We start from the raw sequence: 26,015 nt of genomic DNA on the forward strand, positions 1-26,015 counted from the left end.
ACGGAGGCCACAGCCCATGAAAGCAGCACTTCTCCCCTTGTCCATCGCGCTGGCACTGACTTGGGGTGCCTCTGGCAGCGCCCTCGCCCAATCCACCACTCTCAAGCTGGGCGGGCTGTGGCTCGATCCCCGCGCGTCGACCTCGACGCTATCGGGTCCGTTCACGCCCGTGGACGCCCTCAGCCTGAAATTTCCGAGCCAGACCACGCTGTATTTGAGTGCCGCGCGGGACATCAACGAGCACTGGGAGGCCGAGCTGGCCTTGTCTGCGCCCACGCTTGACATGACCCTGGTGGTGCTCAAGCCGGCGGCGCTGTCCGGTAGCACCGCGGCCCTGGACGGCGCCGTCGTCGCCAAAGTCCGGCAGGTGTCACCCACCTTGTTCGTCAACTACAAGCTGGGTGACAGCAGCAATCCTTTTCGCCCCTTTGTGGGCCTGGGGGTCAACTACACTTTTTTTGACAATGCCGACTCCACCGGGGCCTACGATTCCGTCAACGGCGGACCCACGAGCTTGAAGCTGGACGACTCGCTGGGCCTGGCGCTGCAACTGGGCGTTACGGCCAAGCTGGGCGGGCCGTGGTCGATCACGGGCTCATGGTCCACGGCGCAGGTCAAGACCAAGTTGACCACCAATACCCTGGGCCTGCAGCGCACCATGGACATCACGTTCCGCCCCTCCGTGTTCATTATTTCGGCCGGCTACAGTTTCTGAGCGGCCCGGGATCTACTCTGGCAAGGGAATGAACTCGATGTCGTCGCCCGGCACCTTGGGAAAGCATCCCGCCTTCCAGTCGCGCTTGGCCTCATCAATACGCGCCTGGCGACTGGACACGAAGTTCCATTCGATGAAGCGCTGACCCAGGTGCTCGCCGCCAATGATCGCGATGCGCGATTCCTTGGTGGCCTCCAGGACCACGCCCCGCGCGTCAGAAAAAACCGCCATGGCGTGCTCGGGAACGAGCGTGTCCCGCGCTTTCAGACTGCCCTGCGCCACATAGACCGCGCGCTCGTCGGCTTGGGGCAAGACGAGGGTTTGTCCGGCCTGCAAATGGGCTTCCACATACAGGGTCTCGGCAAAGACTTTGACCGGCGAGCTGACGCCAAAGGCCGTGCCCATCATCACGCGCACGGCCACCCCCTCTACGCTGATGGCTGGAATGACCGCTGCGGGATAGTGATGGAAGGCGGCATCGATCTCTTCGTCCTTTTCCGGCAGCGCCAGCCAAAGCTGCAAGCCATGCAGACGGTGCGGCACGGCCGTGACTTCCGGGCGCTCGCGCTCAGAATGCACGATACCGCGGCCCGCCACCATCAGATTGAGATCGCCGGGACGAATCGTCTGCAGGCTGCCGAGTGAATCCCGATGCAGGATTTCCCCTTCGAAGAGGTAGGTGACGGTCGCGATGTTGACATGCGGGTGCGGCCGCACGTTGATGCCTTGGCCAGCGGGAAATTCCGCCGGCCCCATGTGATCAAAGAAAATCCAGGGTCCCACCATCTTGCGCTGCGTTGTCGGCAAGCACCGGCGCACCGAGAATCCGCCCAGGTCCTTGTCGCGCGGCTGGATGATGAGTTCGACCGCGTCGCAGCCTTGCACTGCCGTGCAGTCCATCTCCACCTGTGTCGTGATATTGCTCATGGCTCACCTCCTGCCTTACGTTCAGTCCGGCAACACGGCCGTGACTTCAATCTCCACTTTGGCCCGCGCCTCCATCAGGGCGGCCACCTGCACGCAGCTCATGGCCGGGAAATGTCGCCCCATGACCTCGCGGTACACCGCCCCCAATTCCTTGAGGCGGGCGTTGTACTCGACGCGGTCGGTGATGTACCAGGTCATGCGCACCATGTGCTGCGGGCCGGCTTGCGCCTCTTCCAGCACGGCCACGATGTTGCGCAGGGTTTGCGCCGTCTGCGCAATGAAGTCGTCGGTTTCGAACTGCTGCTGCGCGCTCCAGCCGATCTGGCCGCCGACAAAAATCTGCGTGCCGCGGGCGGCGATGCCGTTGGCATAGCCCTTGGCGGGCGCCCAGCCCGGTGGTTGAAGTGTTTTCATAATTTGAGTTTAAAGCGCTGCAGTTTGCCGGTTTCGGTGCGAGGCAGCGCGGCCAGAAACACGATCTCGCGCGGGTATTTGTAAGGGGCAATGCTCGCCTTGACGTGATCCTGCAGCACCTTCACCAGGGCCGCGTCGCCCGTGAAGCCGGGCTTGAGCACACAAAAGGCCTTGACGATCATGCCGCGTTCGCTGTCGGGCTGGCCGATCACGCCGCACTCGGCCACCGCCGGGTGGCTGAGCAAGGCGTCTTCCACCTCGGGCGCGCCGACGTTGTAGCCGGCGGTGATGATCATGTCGTCGGCGCGGGCCTGGTAGAAAAAGTAGCCATCCTCATCCTTCCGGAAGGCGTCGCCGGGGTAGTTCCAGCCGTCCTTGACATAGTTGGCCTGACGCGCATCGTCCAGGTATTTGCAGCCGGTCGCGCCCTTGACGGCGAGGCGCCCGACCGTGCCGCGCGCCACTTCCTGGCCTTGCTCGTCCACCACCTTGGCGACGTAGCCCGGAACCACTTTACCGATGGCGCCGCGGCGCACCTGCTCCGGTGGCGACGAGATGAAGATATGAAACATCTCGGTGGCGCCGATGCCGTCCAGCAGCTCAATACCGCTGGCCGCTTTCCAGAGCTGGCGCGTGGCGTCGGGCAGTGCCTCGCCGGCGCTGACGCACAGGCGCAGACGCGGCGACTGCCCTCGTTTGCGTGCCTCGTCCGTCATGAAGGGCGCCATCTGGCGGTAAAACGTGGGTGCGGTATAGCAGATGGTGGCGCCGGTCTCAAAGATCAGCTGCGCCATGGCCTGCGGCGTGTAGGGAATGTCCGGGAAATAGACCGAGGCACCGGCCCACATCGGAAAAATCAGCAAGCCGCCGAGGCCGAAGGTGAAGGCCAGCGGCGGCGAGCCCATCACGATGTCGTCCGGCCTGGCCTGCAGCACCTGGCGCGGCCAGGTTTCGCAGGCCGCCAGCACGTCACGGTGGGTGTGCACCGCCGCCTTGGGCTTACCCGTGGTGCCCGAGGTGAAGGCCAGCAGGGCAATGTCGTCGCCGGACGTGGGACAGGCCTGGAACCGGCCGTCTTTCTGCGCGGCCAGCGCCTCCAGCGTGCCGGCTTCGCCGGTCCCTTCGTCTACCCACTCGCTGGTCCGGTGGAAAGGCACGATGGTCTTGAGCCCCGGGTATTGCACTTGCGCCAGTTGCAGCTCGGCCAGCAAAGCGGCGTCGCACAGAGCCACAGCCGGCTGCGCCTTGGCAATGATCTCGCCCAGTTCCTTGGCGCGCAGCAGCGGCATGGTCGCCACCGCAATCAAGCCGGCCTTCACCACCGCCAACCAGGCCAGCGCCATGCCGATCGAGTTGCCGCCGCGCAGCAGCACCCGGTTGCCGGGGACCAGGCCGAGGTCGCCCACCAGCACCTGGGCGATGCGATCCACGCGTGCTTTGGTCTCGGCATAACTCAGCGTCAGGCCGGGTGAGCGCAGCAGCGGGCGATCGGCAAAACCTTTGTCTACCGCTTTGTCCAGCAGCTCAGCCACCAGATTGAGCTGCGGCGTTTGCTGCAACGCCAGCAACTCGGGTAATTCGTAACGCAGCTCGGGCCACTGCCCGGCGGGCGGTAGACGGTCATGCACAAAGCGGTCGGTTTGGGCGGAACTCATGGGCAACCTCTCATTCCAGTTGGCAAGAAGGGCAGGAAGCCAAACTCTTCATTCGGCTTGTACCGAGCATCCTGTTCTCGCCCAGCCTCACGGCGAAGGCCAGGATCACAGACGATGCGGGTGGGGGCTTCATGACTTCAGCACCGCTTTGCCAATGATCAGTTGCTGCACTTCGGTTGCGCCTTCGTAAATGCGCAGCGCGCGGATGTCGCGGTACAGGCTCTCGATCTTGGTGCCGACCTTCACGCCCATGCCGCCGTGCAGCTGCAGCGCCATGTCGATCACGCGCTGGGCGTTCTCGGTGGCGGTCATCTTGGCCATGGCGGCGGCCACGGAATAAGCCTGCGCCTGGGCCGGCGTGGTCGTACCGACGCAGTCACGCAGCCAGGCGGCGCGGTAGGTCAGCAGCGCGCCGGCGTCGACCAGGGCCGCCATCTCGCCCAGCCTGGCTTGCGTGAGCTGAAAGTCGGCCAGGCGCTGGCCGAACATGGGACGCTGCTGGACGTAGGCCACCGCCTCGGCCAGGGCCCGGCGCGCCATGCCCAGCGCGGCGCCGGCTACCGAGGCACGGAAAATATCGAGCGTGCGCATGGCCAGCTTGAAGCCGCCGGTCAATTCGCCCAGTTGCGCGCTGGCCGAGAGGCGGCAGTCGACAAACTTGAGCGTGGACAGCGGGTGCGGCGCCATCACCTCGATGTGCTCGGACGCATCCAGCCCCGGCGTGTCGGCATCGACGATGAAGGCACTGATGCCGCGCGTGCCGGCGGCGGGCTCGGTCTTCGCAAACACGCAATAGAAGTCGGCGATGCCACCATTGCTGATCCAGGTCTTGCTGCCGTTCAGTGTGACTGCCGCCGTCTCTTTTAAGCCATTTTGGCCTCCAGCCCCTGTGGAATAAGCGTAAGTAGCTACTGTTTGCATAGCACCCACATCCGAGCCGGCTTCCGGCTCGCTCAAGGCAAAAGCGGCTATCTTGTCGCCGCGCGCCACCGCCGGCAGGTAGGCGGCCTGCTGTTCCGGTGTGCCGGCCAGGGTGATGGCGCCGCTGCCCAGGCCCTGCATGGCAAACGCAAAATCGGCCAGCGGCGAGTGATAAGCCAAGGTCTCGCGCAGGATCACCAGCGCGCGTGAGTCGAGCTGGTCGAGCGCGCCGCCGAACTGCGCCGGCACGCAATAACGCAGCCAGCCGGCCTCGCCCAAGCGGCGCACCCATTCCTTGCAGGCGCTGCGGTCGTCGCGCTCGTCGACCTGTTGTTGCGGCACCCAGTCACGCAACGCCTCGGCCAGGTTTTGATGCGCGGCGTCGAAGAACGGCAGAGTCAGGTGCGACGTGGGCGCACAAGGGGCTGTGGGCTGGGTCATGGCGTCAGTTCCCCTCAAAATGCGGCTTCTGCTTGGCGGAAAACGCCTCGTAGGCGCGCCGGAAATCCTGTGTCTGCATGCAGATCGCCTGCGCCTGCGCCTCGGCCTCGATCGCCTGCTCGATCGTCATGGCCCATTCCTGTTGCAGCATGGTTTTGGTCATGCCTTGGGCGAAGGTCGGGCCGACCGCCAGCTCGGCTGCCATGGCCTGTGCCTTGGCCAGCAGTTCGGCCGGCTCGTGCAGCGCGTTAAAAAAGCCCCAGGCCAGGCCTTCTGCGCCACTCATGGCGCGGCCGGTGAACAGCAGTTCCGACGCGCGGCCCTGCCCGATGACGCGCGGCAGCAGGGCGCAGGCGCCCATGTCGGCCCCGGCCAGGCCGACGCGGGTGAACAGGAAGGCGGTTTTGGTGTTCGCCGTGCCATAACGCATATCGCAGGCCAGGGCCATCATGGCGCCGGCGCCGGCGCAAATGCCGTCGATGGCGCCAATGATGGGCTGCGGGCAGATACGCATGGTCTTGACCAGATCGCCGGTCATGCGGGTGAACTCCAGCAGCTCGGGCATGCTCATCTTCGTCAGGGGGCCGATGATCTCATGCACATCGCCGCCAGAACAGAAATTGCCACCGGCGCCGGTGATAACCACCACCTTCACGTCGGTCGAATATTTCAAGGCCTCAAACAAGTTGCGCAACTCGGCATAGGAGTCAAAGGTCAAGGGATTTTTGCGCTCGGGCCGGTTCAGCGTGATGGTGCCGACACCCTCGCTGAAGCCCCAGGCAAAGTGCCGGGCCGCGTAGGTCGCGGTGGCGTCAAACTGGGGGCGCATGGGGTTGCTGGCGCCAATAAAGTGTTTCATGCGAGCTCCACGGCAGCGTTCGCCGCGTTTTGGGTGTGTGCCTTGACCTTTCCCAGGAGGCGGTGCAAGGTGGCGATTTCCTTGTCGTTCAGGCCGGCGAAGGCGTCCACGATCCAGGCTTCGTGCTGCAGCGCCATGTCGCGAAACTGCGTGCGCCCGATGGCCGTGAGCTTGACGCGAAAGGCGCGCCGGTCGCCCGGCACAGCCACCCGCTCTACCAGGCCTTCGCTGACCAGCTGGTCGGTGATGCCGGTGACGTTGCCGCCGGTCACCATCATGCGGCGCGACAGCTCGTTCATCTTCAGCCCCTCGGGCGCGCGCTCCAACTGCGCCAACAGGTCAAAGCGCGGCAAGGTGGTGTCGAACTGCTCACGCAGATGGGCGCGCACCTCGGTTTCGATCAGCTGGGTGCAGGTCAGCATGCGCAGCCACAAGCGCAGCGCCTCGGGGTGTTCGGCCGCGGTGGTGCCATGTAGGCGGGCTTCTTTGTCCATTTGAATAGTCTCCCTGTCTGTTATTGCTTGGAGTCGAATGAGACCCTGGCCGCTGGGGCCGCCGTTTGCACAAATTAGATTCAATGTCGAATATTTTAAGTCTAAACTATTTTTTGTCAACGCGGGTTTTCGGCTTGACGGCGCCTGACCGATTTGCTAAATTACTTTACGGTTAAATAATTGAAATTTAATTTAATTGATCGCAGCGATGCGCCTTCTGTTGGCACACCTCATTTTTTTACCCACTTCACGGGAGCATGTATGAACATTGTTTGCATCGGCGGCGGCCCCGCCGGCCTCTACTTCGGCCTGCTGATGAAGCTGCAAAATCCAGCCCACGACATCACGGTGGTCGAGCACAACAAGCCCTACGACACCTTCGGCTGGGGCGTGGTGTTCTCCGACGCCACCATGGACAACATGCGGCTCTGGGACCCGGTGACCGCCGCCGAGATCCAGCTCGCCTTCAACCACTGGGACGACATCGAGCTTGAATTCAAGGGCCAGGTCACCCGCTCGGGCGGCCACGGTTTTGTCGGTATCGGCCGCAAAAAACTGCTCAACATCCTGCAGCATCGCTGCGAGCAGCTCGGCGTCAAACTGGGGTTCGAGACCCACGTCGAATCCGACACCCAGTACCCGGACGCCGACCTGATCATTGCCAGCGACGGCATCTTCTCCGGCATTCGCGGCCGCTACGAGGAGGTCTTCAAGCCCGAGATCGTGGTGCGTCCGAACCGCTACATCTGGCTCGGCACGAACAAGCTGTACGACGCCTTTACCTTCCTGTTCGAGAAGACCGAGCACGGCTGGTTCCAGGCCCATATCTACAAGTTCGACGAGAACACCACCACCTTCATCGTCGAGTGCCCCGAGCAGGTCTGGCTGGCCCATGGGCTGGATCAGGCGGACCAAGCGCAATCCATCGCTTTTTGTGAACAGCTGTTTGCGGCCAACCTGCAGGGTGAGCGGCTGATGACCAATGCGCGCCATCTGCGCGGCTCTGCGTGGCTGAAGTTCCAGCAAGTCAAGTGCCAGCAGTGGTCGCACTTCAACGGGCGCAACCATGTCGTGCTGATGGGCGACGCCGTGCACACCGCGCACTTCGCCATCGGCTCGGGCACCAAGCTGGCCATCGAGGACGCGATCGAATTGACCCGCCAGTTCGGTGAACTCGGCGACACGCCCGTGCACATCCCGGCGGTGCTGGAGCGCTACCAGGCGCTGCGCAACATCGATGTGCTGCGTTTGCAAAATGCCGCGTGGAACGCGATGGCGTGGTTCGAGGTCTGCGGCGAGCGCTACTGCGACCAGTTCGAAGCACCGCAATTCATGTACTCGATGCTGACGCGCAGCCAGCGCATCAGCCATGAGAACTTGCGCTTGCGGGATTCGACCTGGCTGGGCGGCTACGAGCGCTGGTTCGCCGAACGCGCCGGGGTGACGGTGCCAGCCGGTCAGTCCGCACCGCCGCCGATGTTCACCCCCTACACGGTGCGCGGCCTGACCTTGAAGAACCGCGTCGTCGTCTCGCCCATGGCGCAGTACTCTGCGGTCGATGGCGTGGCCGGTGACTACCACCTGGTGCATCTGGGCGCGCGGGCCATGGGCGGCGCCGCGATGGTGTTCGCCGAGATGACCTGTGTCAGCGCCGAAGGTCGCATCACCCCGGGCTGCCCCGGTCTGTACACGCCCGAACATACCGTCGCCTGGAAGCGCATCACCGACTGGGTGCATGCCAACAGTGACGCCAAGTTCGCCATGCAGATCGGCCACGCCGGTGCCAAGGCGTCCACGCGGCTGGCCTGGGAGGGCATCGACCAGCCCTTGCCGGCGGGCAATTGGCCGATTGTCTCGGCCTCACCGCAGCAATACCTTGAGGGCATCAGTCAGACCTCGCGGGCCATGACGCGTGCCGACATGGATTTGGTTGTGACCCAGTTCGTCGCCAGCACGTTGGCGGCCGCCGAGATCGGGGTCGACTGGCTGGAGCTGCACTGCGCTCACGGCTACCTCCTGTCGAGCTTTATTTCGCCGCTGACCAATCAGCGGACCGATGAATATGGCGGCAGTCTGGCCAATCGCCTGCGCTATCCCCTGGAAGTGTTCTCGGCCGTGCGCGCGGCGTGGCCAGCCGAGCGTCCGATGTCGGTGCGCATCTCGGCCCATGACTGGGTAGAAGGCGGCATCACGCCCGACGATGCGGTGAAGATCGCACGGGCCTTCAAGGCCGCCGGCGCCGACCTGATCGACTGCTCTTCCGGCCAGGTCAGCAAGAAAGAAAAGCCGGTCTTTGGTCGCATGTTCCAAACCCCGTTTGCCGACCAGATTCGCCAGGAAGCCGGCATCGCCACCATTGCGGTGGGGGCCATCAGCGAGGCCGACCATGTCAACAGCATCATTGCCGCCGGTCGTGCCGACCTGTGCGCGGTGGCGCGCCCGCATCTGGCCAACCCAGCCTGGACACTGACGGAAGCCGCCAAAATTGGCTACAGCCGCGTCAACTGGCCCAAACAATACAGCTCGGCCAAGCCCCAAATGGAGGCGAACTTTCAGCGCGAAAAAGCCCAGGCCACCGCTGCGGCGATGTCGTCGGCCCGCGCTGAAAAGGTTTGAGAACCATGACAGCGTCATCGGGCTTGCAGGGGCATCATGCGCTGGTGACCGGTGGCGGTCGCGGCATAGGCGCGGCCATCACGCGTCAACTGCTCGCCGCCGGGGCGACGGTTACCGTGTTGGGCCGCCGCCTCGACGTCGTCCAGGCCCTGGCGGCCGAGCAGCCTGAGCGCCTGCATGCCGTCAACGCGGATGTGTCCGATGCGACGCAGGTGGCCGCGGCCTTCGCCAGCGCGCGTGAGCGCTTCGGACCCTTGGCCATCCTGATCAACAACGCGGGCCAGGCCGGCAGCGCGCCGTTTCTGAAAACCGATGTGCAACTGTGGCAACAGATGCTGGCGGTGAACCTGACCGGCACGCTCTTGTGCACGCAGGCGGCGCTGCCCGACATGCTGACAGGGGGCTGGGGACGCGTCGTCAACGTCGCCAGCACCGCAGGCCTGACCGGCTACGCCTACGTGTCGGCCTACTGCGCCGCCAAGCATGGCGTGATCGGCCTGACGCGGGCGCTGGCACTGGAGGTGGCGAAGAAGGGGGTGACCGTCAACGCAGTTTGCCCCGGCTACACCGAAACCGACATTCTGCTGGAGAGCATCGCCAACGTGGTCGCCAAGACCGGCCGCAGCTTGGAGACGGCACGGGCCGGGTTCGCCGCCGGCAACCCGCAGGGCCGCCTGGTGCAACCGGACGAGGTCGCCGACACCGTGCGCTGGCTGTGCGGCGAGGCGGCCTCGGCCATCACTGGGCAGTCCATCGCGGTTTGCGGTGGCGAGGTGATGGTCTGATCATGGCGCCCGATACCCAGAGCATCAAGGTGCAGCCAGACATGTCACAAACACCCCCCGTATTCAGTCGCGATCGGCTGATTCGCTTTTCCGACTGCGATCCTGCCGGCATCGTTTTCTACCCGCAGTATTTCGTCATGTTCAACGGGCTCGTAGAAGACTGGTTCAACGAAGGGCTGGGCCTGGGCTACCAGCGCACGGTGATTGAGCGCCGCATTGGCCTGCCCACCGTGCGCCTTGAAGCCGATTTCAAGGCGGTTAGCGCCATGGGGGATTGGGTGACGCTGTCGCTGGAGGTTGAACGCCTGGGGGGGAGTTCTCTGACGCTGCAACTGCGTTGCGTTGGCAGGGAAGACGCCAGCCTGCGCATGACGATGCGCCAGGTGATCGTCACGACGTCGCTTGACACCCACCGCGCTATGGAGATTCCTGCAGATATGCGTGCGGCCATTTCACGACAAGGCCCTCAGCGCTGAGGCCGCTGAGGCGAACGTCCAGGCGCCGCCGGCTGCCGGTCCCAGGTGCTGGCGCTAACCCCCTGCTCGCGCAGTTTGTACTTCTGCACCTTGCCGTTCTCGGTGCGCGGCAAATCAGTGACGATGTCAATGTAGCGCGGAATCGCGAAATACGGCAAACGGCTTTCGCAATACTGGGTCAGCTCGGCCGGATCCAGGGCCCGACCCGGGCGCGCTACTAGGGCCACCATGACCTCATCCTCGGCCAGTTCAGAACCTACCGGAAAGACCGCGGCCGTGGCCACATCCGGGTGACTCAGCAGAACTTGCTCGACTTCGTACGATGAGATGTTTTCACCGCGGCGGCGGATCGCGTCCTTGATGCGGTCGATGAATCGGAACGCGCCATCGGCCTCGCGCACCACCCGGTCACCGGTGTGAAACCATAAATTGCGCCAAGCCTCTATCGTCTTGTCCGGCATGCCGAAGTAGCCGCTGGCGAAGGCGAAGGGTTCGTCGGCGCGCAGCAGCAGTTCACCGGCCGTGCCGTCCGGCAGGCCGACGTCTTGCGCATCGACCACCCGTGCCTCGAAGCCGGGCTGTAGCCAGCCCATCACGCCGCGTCGCGGTGTGACGCCATCGTCCTTTGCGTGCCGCGTGGCGATGACGAAGTTGGTCTCGGTGGAACCGTAGCCTTCCAGCAGGTGCACGCCGGTGCGAGCGGCAAATGCTTCGCCGGCCGCGGCCGGAACACCGGGTCCAAGGCCGATGCGAACGCGGTGCGCCCGTTCTCCCGCACCTGGCGGCTGCGCCAGCAGGATCGGAACCATCGCGCCCAGCAGGTAGACCACCGTCGCCCCGCGCTGCTGCATGGTGGGCCAAAAACCCGAGGCAGAAAAGCGCGTCTCGAACACCACGCTGCAGCCGGTGATCATGGCCTGCGCCAGCGTGTTCAGGGCATTGATGTGAAACAGCGGCAGTGTGGTGCACAGCACATCGTCCGGCTGCAAGCCAAGAACTGCGGCACTGTTGACACCCCACCAGTAGTATTGCGCGTGCGAACAGATCACGCCTTTGGCGGGCCCGGTGGTGCCGGAGGTATAGATCAGGGCCACCGTGTCGCCGGGTAGCACCGCTGCGGGCGTTTCCTCGGCGGTGTCGGCGGTCGCCACCGGGTAAGCCTGGCAGGCGACACCGTCTATCGTCTCAGGCAGGGCCTGTCCGGCACCCACGACCCAAATGGATTGCAACGCCGTGGCTGACAGATGGGCCTGGGCCAGCCGGTCCAGGAAGCTTTCTTCGATCACCAGCAGGCGCGCGCCGCTATTGGCCAGAAAGTAGCCAATTTGCGGCCCCATGGAGGCCGTATTGATCGGCACGTTAACAGCGCCGAGCCAGGCCGAGCCGAGAAAGGCTTCCAGCAGCTCGATGCGATTGGCAGTCATCAACGCGACACGCTCACCGTACCCGATGCCGGCCGCTTGCAGCAGAGTGGCGTGGCGTGCCGCCACCTGGGCCGCCTCGTCATGCCGCCAGGCCTGCGTACCAACTTGCAAGAGCGGACGCGCGCCGAACTCGCGGGACTGCGATTGCAGCATCGCCACGACGGTTCGACTCGCCGGCGGCTGCCGGTTGTAGCTCGCTACGCTGGTATGGAGATCAGTCATCATGGACGCCACTGCCAAGGTAGGTGGCCTGAACCCGCGGATCGCTGGCCAGTTCGTGGGACGGGCCGGCCAAGGCGATCTCCCCGGTTTCGAGCACATAACCGTGATCCGAGCTGTCCAGCGCAGCGCGCGCGTTTTGCTCGATCAGCAGGATGGACACGCCCTCCTTGCGCAGCTCGCGCACAATGGCCAGGATTTCCTGCACGATCAGGGGCGCCAGGCCCAGGCTGGGTTCATCGAGCATCAGTAGGCGCGGCGCCGCCATCAGCGCGCGCCCGACGGCCAGCATCTGACGCTCGCCGCCTGACAGCGTTTCGGCACGCTGGGCGCGCCGCTCCGCCAGGCGGGGGAAACGCGCATACACCGCATCCAGGCGCTGTCGCATCGCGCTCCCAGCCAGCCGTTTTGAATAAGCGCCAAGCTGCAGGTTGTCCAGCACGGTCATGGCGCCGAACAGCTCGCGCCGCTCCGGCACCAGGCAGATGCCGCGCTCGACGCGGGCCTCGACATCGAGCCCGGCCAAGTCCTCGCCTTCAAAGCGCAGCGTCCCGGTGGACGGCAGCAAGCCCATCGCCGCCGCCAGCAGCGTGGTCTTGCCCGCCCCGTTGGGCCCGATGACCGAGACGATCTGGCCACGCTGCAGCGAGAGGGAGACCCCGCGCACCGCCTCGACCTGTCCATACGCGACGTGCAGATCGGAAATTTCCAACATGGCTGTCATACGCCATCTCCCAGATAGGCGGCTTGTACTTGCGGGTCGGCACGCACCGCCGCCGGCACGCCCTCGACCAGCTTGGCGCCAAAGTTCATCACCACCAAGCGGTCCACCAGTTTCATCACAAAGTCCATGTCATGTTCGACGATCAGGATCGTCACGCCTTCGTCGCGCAGCTTGCGCAGCAACTCACCCAAGTCCTGCTTTTCCTTGCGCCGCAGGCCGGCGGCGGGCTCGTCAAGCACCAGCAGCACCGGGTCCGCAGCCAGCGCGCGGGCGATTTCGAGTATGCGCTGCGTGCCCAGCGGCAGGCTGCCCGCCAGTTCGTCACCGCGCTCACCCAGGCCAATGCGTTCCAGCTGCGCCTGCGCCTCGGCGAAGATTTGGCGCTCCTCGGCGCCGTCGAGTCCGAGACCGGCGAGCAGCATGCCGCAGTTGGCGCGGGCGTGGGCACCGAGCGCCACGTTGTCGAGCAGACTCATGTGCGGGCGCAGCTTCACATGTTGAAACGTGCGCGCCATGCCCAGCCGGGCGATTTCGCGCTGCGAGCGACCCGTCACATCCTGGCCCAGAAACTGCACCCGGCCCGCGCTCATCGGCGCGGTGCCGGTGAGCAGGTTGAACATCGTCGACTTGCCGGCGCCATTGGGGCCGATCAGGCCGATGATCTCGGCGGCGTTGACGGCGAAGCTGACATCATTGACGGCGACCAGTCCGCCAAAACGCTTGACCGCCCGCTCCACGCTCAGCACCGGGGTGCCCCGCGACGGCAGTTGACGCCGCGCCAGCGGGGTCGCGGGAGCCTGTCGCGGCACTGCTTGAGGCTGGCGCGCGGTACGCCACTGGCGCCAGCGCGTCACGAAACCCATCAGGCCGCCGCGTGCATGGTGCAGCAGCAGGATGAACAGGGCGGCGAACACCACGGTCTCAAGCTGCGCGCCACGCTGGCTCAACAGCGGTAGCACATCCTGCAAACCATTCTTGAGCAGCATCACCAGCGCCGAGCCCACCAGCGCGCCGGCCAGCTGGCCCAGGCCGCCGGCCACGGCCATCAGCAGGTACTCGATGCTGGCGCGCACATCGAACGGCGAGGGACTGACAAAGCGGTTCATGTGCGCATACAGCCAGCCCGCCAGACCCGCCAGCAAGGCCGCCATGACGAACAAGCTGAGACGGACACGGAATGCATCGGCACCGACACTCGCCAGCAGCGTCGAGCCGCCGCGCAAGGCACGGATGGCGCGCCCCGCGCGGGATTGCAAAACGTTGTGGCTGAACAGGCAGGCCAGTCCGACCAGCGTCCAGATCAGGTAATAAATCGAGCGCGGGTCAGCCAGCGACCACGGCCCCAAGGCCAGAGGCGAAATATTCGACAAGCCGCTGTGCCGGCCCAAGGCCTCCACGTTGCCGAACAACAAGGCGATCGACAAGCCCCAGGCAATGCTCGACAAAGGCAGATAGTGGCCACTCAAACGCAGCGTCAGCGCGCCAATGGCAAACGCCGCCAGGCCGGTAAGTAGCAGGGCGAACAGCAGACCCAGCCACGGCGAAACACCCTGAGTGGTGGTGAGCCAGGCCGTGCCGTAAGCACCAATGCCAACGAAGGCGGCCTGGCCAAATGAGGTGGCGCCGCCCACGCCGGTCAGCAACACCAGGCCCAGGGCGACCAGCGCACCAATGCCAATGTCATTCAACAGCGAGATGCTGAAGCTGCCGAACACCAGGGGCAGCAGCGCCAGCGCGAGCACCACCAGCACCAGCATATTCCGGGAGTTAAAAATAGTCACAGGGGCGGCTTTCATTGGTCAATCTCCTCGGTCTCTTCCTCGGAATGCGTGGCCATGAACGAGCGCAGCATCAGCACCGGGATCAGCAGACTGAATACGATCACGTCTTTCAGCGCGCCGCTCCAGAACGAGGCAAAGCTCTCCAGCAAGCCGACCGCCAGGGCACCGATGGCCGTCAGCGGATAGCTGGTCAGCCCGCCAATGATCGCGGCCACAAAAGCCTTCAGGCCAATGATGAATCCGGAGTCGTAATACATGGTCGTCACCGGCGAGATCAGCACGCCGATCAGTCCCGCCAGCAGCGAGGCGCAGCCATAAGCCAGCAGCGCGGTGCGCGCCGGCCGGATGCCCACCAGGCGCGCGCCGATCCGGTTCACCGCGGTGGCACGCAGGGCCTTGCCCATCACCGTGCGCTCGAAGGCCAGGAAGAAGAGCCCGCTCAACACGATTGCGGAGGCGATCATCAGAATCACCTGGCCACTGACCGAGAAACCATCGCCCAAGGTGAGGGCCTGGCTGGTCAAGGGCGCGGTGCGCGAGCCCTCGGGTCCGAAGAAAAGCAGACCCAGTCCGGACAGCAGGAAGTGTAGCGCCAGCGCCGCCATCAGCAAGACCAGCGGCGAGGCATCGGCAATAGGCTGCAGCGCGATGCGCGCGATCAGCGGCGTGATCGGCACCACCAGGGCGACCGAGGCAATGATCTGCACCACGGGCGGCAGCGACTGGGCGGACAGGGCCCACGCCGCCAGACAAGGCAAGGCGGGCAACACGCCCCAGCCCAGCACCGCCATCGGGATGCGGCTGGCTTCGCCGCGCCGCAGCAGCGCGATCACCTCCACCAACACCGCCAAAACGGCCAGCGTCAACACCAGCCAGATGGTGGGTGGCAGACGGCCGGCCTCGAACGCCGCCAGCGTCAGTGCGGCGAACGCGGCAACGTCGCCGAAGGGGACAAACACCACCCGGGTCACTGAAAAAATAAGCACCAGACCCAGCCCGGCCAGCAGGTAGACCGACCCGTTGGCCAGTCCATCGATGGACAGGATGAGCGCCACGTCCCAGGTCATGATTGATTTCTCCTGCAGCCAGGCGGGAAAGAGTCCCGGGTCGGGTGTCGGTTCAGGGTGTTGGAGATAGACATGTCAGGGCGCCAGCTTCCACTGGCCTTTGTCGAGTTTGATGATCACGCGCGAGCGCTCGTCCAGTCCATAGCGTTCGCCGGGCTTGAAGTTGTAAACACCATGCGTGCCCACCAGTTCACGCGTCTGCGTCAGGGCCTCATACAGGGCGACCCGGAACTGGGGCGTGCCCGGCTCGCTCTTGCCCTTGACCCGGGCGACCGCATCGGCGAACAAGAGCCACGCATCAAAGGTGTAAGCCGCGAAGGCGTCGCTTGGCAGCGCCTGGTATTGGCGTTGATAGGCGGCACGAAACCCGGTGGCGACACGGCGGATCGGATTGTCCGCGGACAGCTGGTCGGCCACCATCACCGGACCGCTGGGCACCGACAAACCGTCGACCGAGGCGCCACCGACCCGGACGAAATCGGGGTTGATCAGCCCATGGGTGCCATAGAGTCCGCCGCGGTAGCCACGCTCGGTCAGCGCCAGATACGGCAGTGCGCCGGGGGTGCCGGAGTTGCCGGCGAACACCGCATCGGGCCGGGCCGCGACGATCTTCAGCACCTGGCCCACCACCGACGCATCCGAGCGTGCGTAGCGCTCGTTGGCCACGATCTTGATGCCGGCCGGCTCGGCCGCCTTCACCAGGGAATCGTAGGCCAGGTCACCCAGCGCATCGGAGAAGCCGATGAAGGCCACCGTCTTGACGCCCGAGCGCTTCATGCGCTCGACCACCGCCGTGACCATCAAGGGGAAGGGCTGCGACACGGTCACGGTCCAGAGCCCCTCCTCACCCGGCAGCGAGACCGGCGTCGGCGAGATCAAGGGCGTGCGGGTTTCGCGCGCCACGGCGGCAATGGCCATGGCCCCTGGCACGCCCGAGGTGCCGATCAGCACATCAACCTTGTCCTCGTTGACCAGCTTGCGCGCATTGCGCGCGGCGGTGGTCGGGTCGGACGCGTCGTCCATCACGATCAGCTGGACCTTCTGGCCGGCAATCGTCGTGTGCAGCGACGCGGCAACACGGATGCCCTTCTCGTAGGGGATCCCGAGCGCCGCAATGGGACCGGACAGCGAGCTGATGAAGCCGACCTTGAGGTCGGTCGCCATGGCGGGGGCTGCGACGGTCGCCATCGCAACGGCGGTCACCGCGATGGGCAAGATGTGGGACAAGATTTTCATCTGGGGGGTCACCGGGTAGGGTTGGATATGGGCAGGGGATTCAGGGCACGAGTTTCCACTGGCCCTTGTCCAGCTTGACCATCACGCGGGCGCGTTCGTCAGCACCGTAAGGCGTGCCGGGTTTGAAGTTCAGCACGCCGTGGGTGACGGCCAGTTCCTTGGTCGAAAGAACGGCATCGCGCAACGCAGCGCGGTACGGCGGCGACCCCGGCTCCATCTTGGGCGCGACGCGGCCAGCGGCATTCAGGAGCACCAGCCAGGCATCGAAGGCGTAGGCCGAGAAACCATCGGTGGTCGGTGCCTTGTGCACGCGTTCATAGGCGGCACGGAAGTCCAACGCAATCTTCTTGCTCGGATGGCTGGCGGGCAACTGCTCGGCCACGATCACCGGCCCGGTCGGCGCCAGCAAGCCCTGCGCCGATGCGCCGGCCACGCGGACAAAGTCCGCATTGATCAAGGCATGCGTGCCATAGATCGGACCGCGAAAGCCGCGTTCGGTCAGCGCCAGATAGGGCAGTGCACCGGGCGTGCCGGAGCCGCCGGTCATCACCGCCTCGGGCCGCGCCGAGACCAGCTTGATCATCTGGCCGGTCACCGAGGCATCGGTGCGCGCATAACGCTCGTTGTTGAGAACCTTGATGCCGGCAGGCTCCACGCTCTTCAGCAAGCCGTCGTACACCAGGTCGCCCCAGGAGTCAGAAAACCCGATGTAGCCGACCGTCTTGACGCCGGAACGCTTCATGGACTCGGCCACCGCGGCGATCATCAGCGACACCGGTTGCGCCGTGGTGACGGTCCACGCACTGTCGTCGCCAACCAGCGTCAGCGGCGTGACCGCCAGCATCGGCGTCTTGCTCTCGCGCGCCACGGCGGCAATCGCCATGGAGCCGGGGACGCCCGAGGTACCGATCAGCACGTCCACTTTTTCATCATCGACCAGCTTGCGGGCATTGCGCGCCGCAGTGGAGGGATCGGAAGCATCGTCCAGCTGGATCAACTGGATGGTGCGCCCGCCCACCGCGGCCTGGTAGGCGAAGGCGGCCTGAATGCCTTTGGCATACGGAATGCCGATGGAGGAACCAGGCCCCGACAAGGAGGTGACAAACCCGACCTTCAAGTCGGCCGCACTGGCATAGGCCGCAACACTCATGGCGAGGGACAAGCCGGCGAACTTTAGGAACTTTGACTTCATGATTTTCCTTTGGGTGAACAGTCAGACGACTGAGGGTTGGTGATACGGATAGGGAACTTGGGAGAGAACGATTAACTCAAGCCGGTACGGCTTCAAAGAAACAGGCGCCATTGCCGGCTTGCGCAGCACAAGACAACTCACGGACCTTGGCGCCGCCTGGATAGAGAGTTGAAATCAGGCCCTTGAACATCCCGGTGATGGCATGACAGACAGGCTTACCACGCTGCGCGGTACCGGCCACAAACGGACTATTGCGCACTGTGAGCTGCAATCCATTCGATGTTCGCTCGAACTGCCAGCAGCCCCAGCCCAAGGACGCTGCGGCGTCCTGCATGGTGCTTAACAACGTTGATTCATCGACGCCGGCTTGTGCCGCGTAAGCACGCACGCTATCGCTTCCGAAACGCGCCACAGATTGGCCCAGCGCCCGCAAGGCCTGCTCCCGGGTCTCTTGCGGCAAGTTGTCAAACAGGCCCATCAGCACATCGGTGCGCATCAGCAGGTATCGGCGCGACTGATCCAGCACCTGGCCGTTGGCGGTGTCGAAATGGAGCTTCTCATGCAAGGGAGTCGTCATGACCGGGTCCTCCAAGGTGTTGGCCATTCAGGGGAAGAGCTGGATCGCGACATGGGCCGCCTGCGCGTTCAGCAAGTCCACCCGCTTGAGCACGATGCGTAATTGGCCCTGCTCCAGCCGCAGCTGGTGGCGCCAGGCGCCGGTCAGCAGGGTTTGCTGCTCGCCGCGTGCCTCGGCGTAGAAAAATGGCGTGTACAACTCATAGACATTGCCACCGTGGTCCACAAGATCAACCTGCGGAAGTTGCAGCACATGCTGGCTGCGACTCACCGGCTGCTGGGAGAATGCCCTTGGGTTTTTCAGCCGCTCGATGCGTAAGGACAGCAGCAGCCGGTCCTCGTAGGCAATCGAGTTGTGATGCTGCGCATCGACCTGCTGCGCGCCTTGCAGCGGCACCCAGTAGTGACCGTCTGGGGCAAACAGGGCCAGCCATTCGTCATGGCGGCCGGCATTGAGCAGGCGCGCCTCGGCATGGACAAAGTCGATCAATTGGGCATGACTGGGCTGGCTCATGATGCCTCCTTCATGTCCAGGGTCATGTAGTGCGACCAGGCCCGAAACTGATTGCGCATCAGCAACTCGTTGGTGCCATTGGTGGTGATAGTGCTCTGGCCGATTTCAGCGGGATCGAATCCCCGGTGCAGGCTAACCCACTCGTTGCCGGGGGAGCGCAGGCCGTCCTGAATCGTCTCGAACAGATGGGCGTCGTCATGCGCCACCACCGACATGGGCGAAAACACCAGGCGGTTGTAGGTCAGTGCGCGTTCGAACAGCAAGTCCGGTGCGCCCATCGCCCGAAAACTCCAGGCTTCGATCAGGGTCCGGTCCACGCCTAGCGGCCGGATGACGCGAATTGCCAAGGGTGATCCCTTGACCGCCAGGCTGGGGAATAAAACGGCGTTCTGGGGCGAGTGGTCCAGCACCTCACGCGTGCGTGTCTCGCCGTGTGCCGCCACCATGGCCGCAACGTAATCCGGCGGCGGCTCGTAGCCGGAGTGAATGCTGAAGTTCACGCCCAGCAGGCTATGGCCATTGGCATAGACACGCCCGCCCATGCTGTCAAAAAAATCGTAGCTGGCGCCAAACGGAAGTATTTGTTCCATCGACATGGGCTTCGGGCTACCCTCGGGCTGGCCCGTCCAGACTTTTTGTGCCGCATGCACGGCCGACTCGTGCGTGGAGACCGGATGCACCGTGTCGTTGATGTTTTCCAGGTACATCTTCCAGTTGCAATGGATGACGTTGCGCAACACGCCGCCCTCCACCTGCAGCTGACCCGTGGGTGAGCGATCCACCATATTGTCAATGGCGTCCAAGGCATCGCCAAAGTACGCTTTGAAATCCGGGCCGCCATCGTTGAGTTTGACAAAGACGAAATCCCGATAGACCTCAACATGCTGCAACGCGGTCATGCCGCGGCCCGATTCACACTGCTTCAGGCCGGTGCCCTCATACCCGCTCTTGAGGGGCACGGCCAGGGGCGCCCCGTCGAGCTTGTAGGTCCAGGCGTGGTAGGGGCAGCGCAAGAATTTTCCCGCGTTGCCGCAGTCCTCGCCGGCCACCTTGGCGCCCTTGTGGGCACAACGGTTGTAGAGCACGCGAATGCTGGCGTCAGCCTGGCGTATCACCAACAAGGAGCGGCCCGCGATGTCCAGCGTGATGTAGTCGCCCGGCTGGGGCAACTGACTGGCGTGTGCGATGAAGGTCCAGGTGTTGGCAAACAGATGCTGCTGCTCCAGCGCAAACAGTTCGGGGCTCAGGTAGACGTCGCGGTGCACGCGGTCCGGCTCCACCAGTTGGCGAATTTCCTGAGGTTGATCGGCGTAAGACTTCATGCGCAAAGCTCCATGGGTTGACTGGTTCGCGTGGCTAGAGATTCAGACTGCCGACACTGGTGCCGCCGCAGACATAGAGCACCTGGCCAGTGACAAAACTGTTCAATGGATCGATAAAGAAATTCACGGCGCGCGCCACGTCGGCGGATTCGCCGAGGCGTTTGACGGGAATCGCCGCGGTGAGCGCCTGCTCCTTGTCGCTGCCGGCTGGCACCACGTCGTGAAACATATCGGTGCGGATCGGGCCGGGCGCGACCACGTTGACGGTGATGCCCTGCGGTGCCAGTTCCAGCGCCCAGGTCCGCGCCATGCCAAGCATGCCGGCTTTGGTGGCCGAGTAGCTGGTGCGCGTGGCCAGGCCGAGCGCGGCGCGCGAGGACAGCAACACCAAGCGGCCGAATTGCGCGGCACGCATCGCCGGCAGCGTGGTCTGCACGAGCTGAATCGCGCAGCCCAGGTGCAGATTGACCAGGGCATCCAGATCGTCGAGTTGGACGTCGGCCAAGAGGGCCGGACGAATCACGCCGGCGTTGTGGACGACCGTGGTGACCTCGAAGCGCCGCGCCAACTCCACCATGGCCTGGGCGGTGGCGGCACGGTCGCACAGATCGACCTCGATGCTGTGCAGACGCGCGTGTTCAAAGTCGCAGGCACGTCGAGCCAGCGACACCACCTCGTAACCCTGCGCCAGCAGATGCTCGCAGATGGCCTTGCCGATGCCCGCGCTGCCACCGGTCACGACAGCAACTTTGTGCGCGGGCGTCATGGCGCGCTTTCCACCAGCGCCAGCACGCGCAAGGGGCTGCCGCTGCCCTGTTCGATCTTCAAGGGCGCGCTGAAAATCAGGGCGCCGGTGGGCGGCAGCTGGTCCAGATTGGTCAGGCACTGCAGGCCATAGCGGCCGGCGCCGTGCATCAGGCTATGGCAAGGATAGGGCGGGCGCAGGTGGTAGCCCTGACCGGCATCGGTGCCGATTGCCTCGGAGCCGAAACCCAGCACACCGCGCTGCTCGACCATGAAACGCACGGCTTCGGTACTCGGGCCCGGTGTGTGCTGGCCAGCCTCGTCAAAATTTTGATAGGCCTCGGCGTCCTTGCCGACCGACCAGCGTTTAGACCAGTCCGTGCGCATCAGCACCCAGGCCCCGGCCGGGATCTTGCCGTGCGCGGCTTCGAAGCACTCAATGTCTGCCACGGTCATGAGGTAGTCGGGATCGGCCGCCGTCTGCATGCTGCAGTCGATCACGCAGGCGGGCGCGACGAAATGCTGCACCGGGATGGTGTCCACCGCGTTGTTGGGTAAGTCACGGCCCGAAATCCAGTGGATCGGTGCGTCGAAGTGGGTGCCGGTGTGCTCGCCGCAGGTGAAGTTATTCCAGTACCAGCCCGGGCCGCGTTCGTCGTAGCGTGACACTTCCTCAATGCGGAATGGCGAGCACTGGCCCATTTCGGGCGGCAGCGCGATTTGCGGGAATTCAGGGCTCAGCGTTTGCGTCAGGTCGATGACCTTGATCTGGCCGCTGGAGAGCGCGACGGCCAAACTGGCGAGAAGTGATGTGTTTTTCATGCTCATGCTCCGTTTCTGTCAGTTGCCACCCAAGGCCAGTTCACGTTCGAGGACCTTGGGGTTGTCGCGCCAGCGCTGCAGCCACTCCTGGGCGATGTCACCGGGGTAAACATCCTCCACGCCGTCACGCAAGGCCTTGACGATGGCGGCGGCCAGGGCCGCCGGCGTCAGCTTGGGCTGCGGCATCTGCTGGTTCCACTCCTCGTTGATCGGGCCGGGAAAGACATTGACGACCCGGATGCCGGCCGGCCGCATCTCGGCGCGCAGGCATTGCGCCAGGGAATGCGCCGCCGCCTTGGAGGCCGAGAAGGTGCCGTGCGCCGGGTAGTTGGCCAGGGCGTAGATCGACAGCACATTGACCCAGGCCGTGGCATGCGTCGCCCCGTCGTTGGCGCGGCCTCTGAGCGCCGGACCGAAGGCCTGCGCCAGCCGTAAGAGCCCGAAGTAGTTGATCTCCATCTCCAGCTTGGCGACATCGGTACCGCGCCGCGCGCTGATGCCGAAGGTGCGGTGCACTTCGGCGGTGTTGATCACGATGTCCACCTTGCCGCCAATCTGCCCGGCCAGTTCGCTCACGGAGCGCTCGTTGCCCACATCCAGCGGCACCAGGGTGACCTGCGGCAGCGCGGCGATGGCGTCGAGCCCCACCACCTTTTTCCAGGGCTCGGCATGACCGACCCAGATGATGTCGGCGCCGGCCTTGACCAGCGCCTGCACGACCGCCTGGCCGACCGCGCTCTTGCCGTCCGTCACCAGCACCTTGCGAAATTGAGGGTCGCTGGCCATCTCGCGCAGCAATTTATCGTCTGTCATGTGAACACTCTCCTGGTCTGGAAATCCAATCAATACCGCTTGCCCGGCGCGGTCAAGCCGCGCGCCGACGCGTACCCGCTGCGGCGCATCGCCGACGTCGCCATGCAGATGCACCATCACCGACGGGCCGGCGTCGAGCTGCACCATGCCGAGTCGCCACGGCAGGCGTTCGCTGAAGTACAGGTCGTTGCTGTGGTGCAGCGTGGTACTGGCCAGCAAGCGGCCCGCACCGGTTTGCTCGCGCCATTTCAGCTGCGGCGACAGGCAGCGGTGGCAGGCCTCGCGCGGCGGGTATTGCACGGCAGCACAGGCCTCGCACACCTGCAACTCGAAGCGCCCTTCGGCAGCGGCGGCGGTAAGGCCCAGCGCCACCCGACCACGTGCGCTGGGCGGCAGATTGAGCTGCGGCGTGCGCAGCACCGGGTTCTTGCGCGGCGGCTTCATGAACGGCGGGCTCATACCGATCTCCCCAAAATGACCGCGCCGGTACACAGGCAACGGTCGTAGGTCACCATGCCAAAGCCGGCGACCAGGCCCAGCTGGGCATCGGGCACGGCGCGCGCCTCGGCCGCATCGGTCAACTGGCGAATCGCCTCGACCAGGCCGAGAAAACCGCCCGCCGCGCCGGCCTGCCCGACCGACAGCTGTCCGCCGCTGGTGTTGTTGGGGAAGCTGCCGTCATGCGTCATGGTGTGCGAGCGCACGAAGCTGGCGCCCTCCCCTTTCTCGCAAAAGCCCAGATCCTCGAACTGCATCATCACGATCACCGGGTAGTCGTCATAGGTCTGCACAAAGTCGATGTCCGCCGGCGTCACCCCCGCCTGCGCATACAGCTCGTCGCGGTCCACGCGCCAGCCGCCGCGCAGCATCACGGGATCGGCGGCAAAGGCGTTGTGGCGTTCGATGGCGCCGCGCAGCAGCACGTGCTTGAGACCCAGCTCGCGCGCCTTGGCCTCGCTCATCACCAGAAAAGCGTCGGCGCCGGCACAAGGCATCACGCAGTCGAACAGATGAATCGGGTCGCTGATGGCCTTGGCCGCCAGGTACTCGTCCAGGCTCAGCGGCTTCTTCATCAGCGCGTTCGGATTCTTGAGCGCGTTGCTGCGCTGGTCCACCGCGATGCGGCCAAAGTCTTCACGCTTCGCGCCGTAGCTCTGCATGTAGTGGGCAGTGATGAAGGCAAACATCGAGTTCGGCCCACCGGCGCCATAGGGGTAAGTGGCGTCGCGCGCAAAGTCGCTGAAGGAACCCAGGGTCTGGCGGAAGGAATCGACGTGGTTGGTGTCGGCGCCGATGCAGGCGACGATCTCGGCATCGCCTGCCTGCACCGCACGCGCGGCGCGGCGCAAGGCCATCACGCCCGAGGCGCCGCCGGTGGGAATGTGATCCAGCCAGCGCGGGCTCAGGCCCAGGTGCTGGGTGACGCCCACCGCCGTGTCAGGGGCCATCGAGAAGCTGCTGATGGTCAGGCCGTCGATCTGCTCCTTGGCGATGCCGCTGGCCTGCACCAGCGCCTGCAGCGCCTGGCCGATGAACCAGTGCGCGCCGTGGATTGAATAGCGTTGGTAGGGGACCGTGACCGGCACCGCCACGGCGATGCCTTCGTAGGATTTGCGTTGCTTCATCGTCATTCAGCCCTGGCGCTTTTTCATGGCGCTGGTATCGACGCAGTTCGGCTGGCCGAGCACCTGGGATGCCAGGACTCGCAGCTCGCCGCGCTGCACCTTCTGCGAAGCGGTCAAGGGCAAGGCCTCGACAAAGGCCACATGACCCGGCGCCTTGTAATAGGCCAGGCGCGCCAGACACCAATTGACGATGTCCTGCGCCGCGGCGAGGCGCGCGGCCGGATCCGACGCCACGTCGGGCGCCACGACACAGGCCAGCACCTCGTCGCCGCGCACCGGATCGGGCACCGCGGCGACCGCCGCCGTTCGCACCAGCGGGTGCTGCAGCAACACGCTCTCCACCTCTACCGCCGAGATATTCTCGCCACTGCGCCGGATCACATTCTTGCGCCGGTCAATGAAGTGCAAATGCCCGCCGGCATCGCGCTGGACAATGTCGCCGGTGTGAAACCAGCCGTCAGCCCAGGCCTCACTGGTAGCGGCCTCGTCTTTCAGGTAACCGGCGAAGAAGCCGTACCGTGGATCGGCACCGGCATGGCGCACCAGCAATTCACCCGGCTCGCCCGCCTTGGCCTCGCTGCCGTCGTCCGCGACCAGCCGGACTTCTATCCCGGCGCCCTCCCGGCCGAAGCAGCTGCTGCCGATCAAGCGCGGCTCCTGGCTGGCCATCACCACCGCGCCGGCGCCGGTCTCGGTCATGGCCCAGGCCTCCAGCAGGGGGAAGCCGAAGCGCTGCTCGAAGGCGGCGTGCAGGCTGCGATCGACCCCGGCGCCAAACCCGAAACGCACCTGGCGCGCGCGGTCGTCGGCGCTGGCCGGGGCCTTCATCAGCATGGCCGGCATCACGCCGAGGTAGTGCACCACGCTGGCACGGGATTCACGCACGCTGCGCCACCAGCTTCTGGGGTGGAAGCGATCAAGCGGGATCAGGCAACCGCCGGTCAGCACCATCGCCATGGTCGAGTAGGCCATCGCGTTCATGTGCACCAGCGGCAGCGGCGTGATCATGCGCTCCAGCCCGGGGCGCAAGGCGGCCAGGCCGCCAACGCTGGCATACCAGCGCCCGGCTTCCAGAAAATAGCGGTTCGGCAGTATGCAGCCCTTGGGGCGCCCGGTGGTGCCCGAGGTGTAGAGCAGCGCGCACTCGCTCAACGCGTCCGGTGCGCGGCCAACCTGGGGCGCCGGGTAAGGCGCTACGGCGGGTTCCTCGCCATCTGCCATCACGAACAGCGAGCGCCCGGCGGCGGCGGCGGCCGCGCGCAGGTCGGCGTGGCGCGGCATCAGTGCCACGGCCATCGCGATCTCGGAGTGACCGATCAGGTACTCCAATTCGGCGGCGCGCAGATCGGGGTTGATAGGCACCACCGACACCCCCAGGCCGTTGAGTGCAAACCAGTGCACAAAGAAGGCGGGCCGGTTCTCCAGCAGCAGGCCGATCCGATGGCCGTGACCGTAACCCGCCGCCGCATACTGCGCACGCAGCGCGACAATGCGCGCCTGGGCCTGGGCATAGGCCAGCTCACCCGCGGGCACACCGTAGATATCCGCCGTCTCGGGCAACATGCAGAGAAAGGGTTGCGGCCCCCAGGTGGCGGCCGTGGCGGCAAAAGCAGCGGCGACGGTCACGGCGGGAGGAGTCACGGAAGAGGGCAT

Annotated in this window: 24 protein-coding genes; 4 read left to right on the forward strand and 20 right to left on the reverse strand. The window is 65.0% G+C overall.

Going from position 1 to position 26,015, the window contains the following annotated elements:
- The first annotated feature begins 16 nt into the window (after positions 1-16).
- Complete coding sequence (locus tag C5P05_RS19355) at positions 17-715, forward strand: OmpW/AlkL family protein (protein WP_114971476.1); 699 nt, start codon at positions 17-19, stop codon at positions 713-715.
- 12 nt (positions 716-727) lie between these two features.
- Here the strand turns inward: C5P05_RS19355 and C5P05_RS19360 are convergent, their stop codons facing one another.
- From C5P05_RS19360 to C5P05_RS19385, 6 genes are all read right to left on the reverse strand, one after another.
- The gene (locus C5P05_RS19360; protein WP_114971477.1) at positions 728-1,642 is read right to left on the reverse strand and encodes a pirin family protein; all 915 of its coding nucleotides are present in this window, start codon (positions 1,640-1,642) and stop codon (positions 728-730) included.
- 21 nt (positions 1,643-1,663) lie between these two features.
- Positions 1,664-2,056 (reverse strand): RidA family protein, encoded by a 393-nt coding sequence (locus tag C5P05_RS19365; protein WP_114971478.1) that lies wholly within the window; start codon positions 2,054-2,056, stop codon positions 1,664-1,666.
- Complete coding sequence (locus C5P05_RS19370) at positions 2,053-3,711, reverse strand: AMP-binding protein (RefSeq protein ID WP_114971479.1); 1,659 nt, start codon at positions 3,709-3,711, stop codon at positions 2,053-2,055. Before C5P05_RS19370 ends, C5P05_RS19365 begins: the two co-directional genes overlap by 4 nt.
- Positions 3,712-3,840: 129 nt before the next feature.
- Positions 3,841-5,073, reverse strand: a complete 1,233-nt coding sequence (locus tag C5P05_RS19375; protein WP_114971480.1) for an acyl-CoA dehydrogenase family protein — start codon at positions 5,071-5,073, stop codon at positions 3,841-3,843.
- Between the two features lie 4 nt (positions 5,074-5,077).
- Positions 5,078-5,932 carry an enoyl-CoA hydratase family protein gene (locus C5P05_RS19380; RefSeq protein WP_114971481.1) on the reverse strand — a complete coding sequence of 285 codons (855 nt, stop codon included), beginning with the start codon at positions 5,930-5,932 and terminating at the stop codon, positions 5,078-5,080.
- Positions 5,929-6,426, reverse strand: coding sequence for a MarR family winged helix-turn-helix transcriptional regulator (locus tag C5P05_RS19385; RefSeq protein ID WP_114971482.1), 498 nt, complete (start codon positions 6,424-6,426; stop codon positions 5,929-5,931). The genes C5P05_RS19380 and C5P05_RS19385 overlap by 4 nt, the downstream gene beginning before the upstream one ends.
- Positions 6,427-6,687: 261 nt before the next feature.
- Between C5P05_RS19385 and C5P05_RS19390 the strand changes: the two genes are divergently transcribed.
- Genes C5P05_RS19390 through C5P05_RS19400 form a run of 3 tightly spaced genes read left to right on the forward strand, consistent with a single transcriptional unit; the run spans position 6,688 to position 10,303 of the window.
- Positions 6,688-9,042, forward strand: a complete 2,355-nt coding sequence (locus C5P05_RS19390) for a bifunctional salicylyl-CoA 5-hydroxylase/oxidoreductase (RefSeq protein ID WP_114971483.1) — start codon at positions 6,688-6,690, stop codon at positions 9,040-9,042.
- A 5-nt stretch (positions 9,043-9,047) separates the two neighbouring features.
- Entirely contained in the window at positions 9,048-9,827 is a 780-nt protein-coding gene (locus C5P05_RS19395) for an SDR family NAD(P)-dependent oxidoreductase (RefSeq protein WP_114971484.1), read from the forward strand.
- Between the two features lie 41 nt (positions 9,828-9,868).
- Entirely contained in the window at positions 9,869-10,303 is a 435-nt protein-coding gene (locus tag C5P05_RS19400; protein ID WP_114971674.1) for an acyl-CoA thioesterase, read from the forward strand.
- Here C5P05_RS19400 and C5P05_RS19405 read toward each other — a convergent pair.
- The 14 genes from C5P05_RS19405 to C5P05_RS19470 all read right to left on the reverse strand — a co-directional run bounded on the left by C5P05_RS19405 (position 10,294) and on the right by C5P05_RS19470 (position 26,015).
- Positions 10,294-11,952, reverse strand: coding sequence for an ATP-dependent acyl-CoA ligase (locus C5P05_RS19405; RefSeq protein ID WP_232834585.1), 1,659 nt, complete (start codon positions 11,950-11,952; stop codon positions 10,294-10,296). The genes C5P05_RS19400 and C5P05_RS19405 overlap by 10 nt on opposite strands.
- Complete coding sequence (locus C5P05_RS19410) at positions 11,942-12,670, reverse strand: ABC transporter ATP-binding protein (protein ID WP_114971486.1); 729 nt, start codon at positions 12,668-12,670, stop codon at positions 11,942-11,944. The genes C5P05_RS19405 and C5P05_RS19410 overlap by 11 nt, the downstream gene beginning before the upstream one ends.
- Positions 12,667-14,466, reverse strand: coding sequence for an ABC transporter permease subunit (locus C5P05_RS19415; protein WP_232834586.1), 1,800 nt, complete (start codon positions 14,464-14,466; stop codon positions 12,667-12,669). The genes C5P05_RS19410 and C5P05_RS19415 overlap by 4 nt, the downstream gene beginning before the upstream one ends.
- Positions 14,463-15,518, reverse strand: a complete 1,056-nt coding sequence (locus tag C5P05_RS19420; protein ID WP_114971488.1) for a branched-chain amino acid ABC transporter permease — start codon at positions 15,516-15,518, stop codon at positions 14,463-14,465. The genes C5P05_RS19415 and C5P05_RS19420 overlap by 4 nt, the downstream gene beginning before the upstream one ends.
- 75 nt (positions 15,519-15,593) lie before the next feature.
- Positions 15,594-16,754 carry an ABC transporter substrate-binding protein gene (locus C5P05_RS19425; protein ID WP_114971489.1) on the reverse strand — a complete coding sequence of 387 codons (1,161 nt, stop codon included), beginning with the start codon at positions 16,752-16,754 and terminating at the stop codon, positions 15,594-15,596.
- 40 nt (positions 16,755-16,794) lie between these two features.
- Positions 16,795-17,946 carry an ABC transporter substrate-binding protein gene (locus tag C5P05_RS19430; protein ID WP_114971490.1) on the reverse strand — a complete coding sequence of 384 codons (1,152 nt, stop codon included), beginning with the start codon at positions 17,944-17,946 and terminating at the stop codon, positions 16,795-16,797.
- 76 nt (positions 17,947-18,022) lie between these two features.
- The gene (locus C5P05_RS19435) at positions 18,023-18,523 is read right to left on the reverse strand and encodes a V4R domain-containing protein (protein WP_157979400.1); all 501 of its coding nucleotides are present in this window, start codon (positions 18,521-18,523) and stop codon (positions 18,023-18,025) included.
- 27 nt (positions 18,524-18,550) lie between these two features.
- A complete protein-coding gene (locus C5P05_RS19440; protein WP_114971492.1) occupies positions 18,551-19,036 on the reverse strand; it encodes an aromatic-ring-hydroxylating dioxygenase subunit beta in 486 nt (161 codons plus the stop codon).
- Positions 19,033-20,358 carry an aromatic ring-hydroxylating dioxygenase subunit alpha gene (locus C5P05_RS19445; RefSeq protein ID WP_114971493.1) on the reverse strand — a complete coding sequence of 442 codons (1,326 nt, stop codon included), beginning with the start codon at positions 20,356-20,358 and terminating at the stop codon, positions 19,033-19,035. The genes C5P05_RS19440 and C5P05_RS19445 overlap by 4 nt, the downstream gene beginning before the upstream one ends.
- Before the next feature lie 34 nt (positions 20,359-20,392).
- Entirely contained in the window at positions 20,393-21,124 is a 732-nt protein-coding gene (locus C5P05_RS19450) for an SDR family oxidoreductase (RefSeq protein ID WP_114971494.1), read from the reverse strand.
- On the reverse strand, positions 21,121-21,924 hold the full coding sequence (locus C5P05_RS19455) for a cyclase family protein (protein ID WP_198674794.1): 804 nt from the start codon (positions 21,922-21,924) through the stop codon (positions 21,121-21,123). Before C5P05_RS19455 ends, C5P05_RS19450 begins: the two co-directional genes overlap by 4 nt.
- A gap of 18 nt (positions 21,925-21,942) precedes the next feature.
- Positions 21,943-23,196, reverse strand: a complete 1,254-nt coding sequence (locus tag C5P05_RS19460; protein ID WP_114971496.1) for an SDR family NAD(P)-dependent oxidoreductase — start codon at positions 23,194-23,196, stop codon at positions 21,943-21,945.
- Positions 23,193-24,368 (reverse strand): thiolase family protein, encoded by a 1,176-nt coding sequence (locus tag C5P05_RS19465; RefSeq protein ID WP_114971497.1) that lies wholly within the window; start codon positions 24,366-24,368, stop codon positions 23,193-23,195. The genes C5P05_RS19460 and C5P05_RS19465 overlap by 4 nt, the downstream gene beginning before the upstream one ends.
- Positions 24,369-26,015, reverse strand: a complete 1,647-nt coding sequence (locus C5P05_RS19470) for an AMP-binding protein (protein ID WP_114971498.1) — start codon at positions 26,013-26,015, stop codon at positions 24,369-24,371.

This window comes from Rhodoferax ferrireducens (genome assembly GCF_003347515.1).
Classification (GTDB): domain Bacteria; phylum Pseudomonadota; class Gammaproteobacteria; order Burkholderiales; family Burkholderiaceae_C; genus Rhodoferax.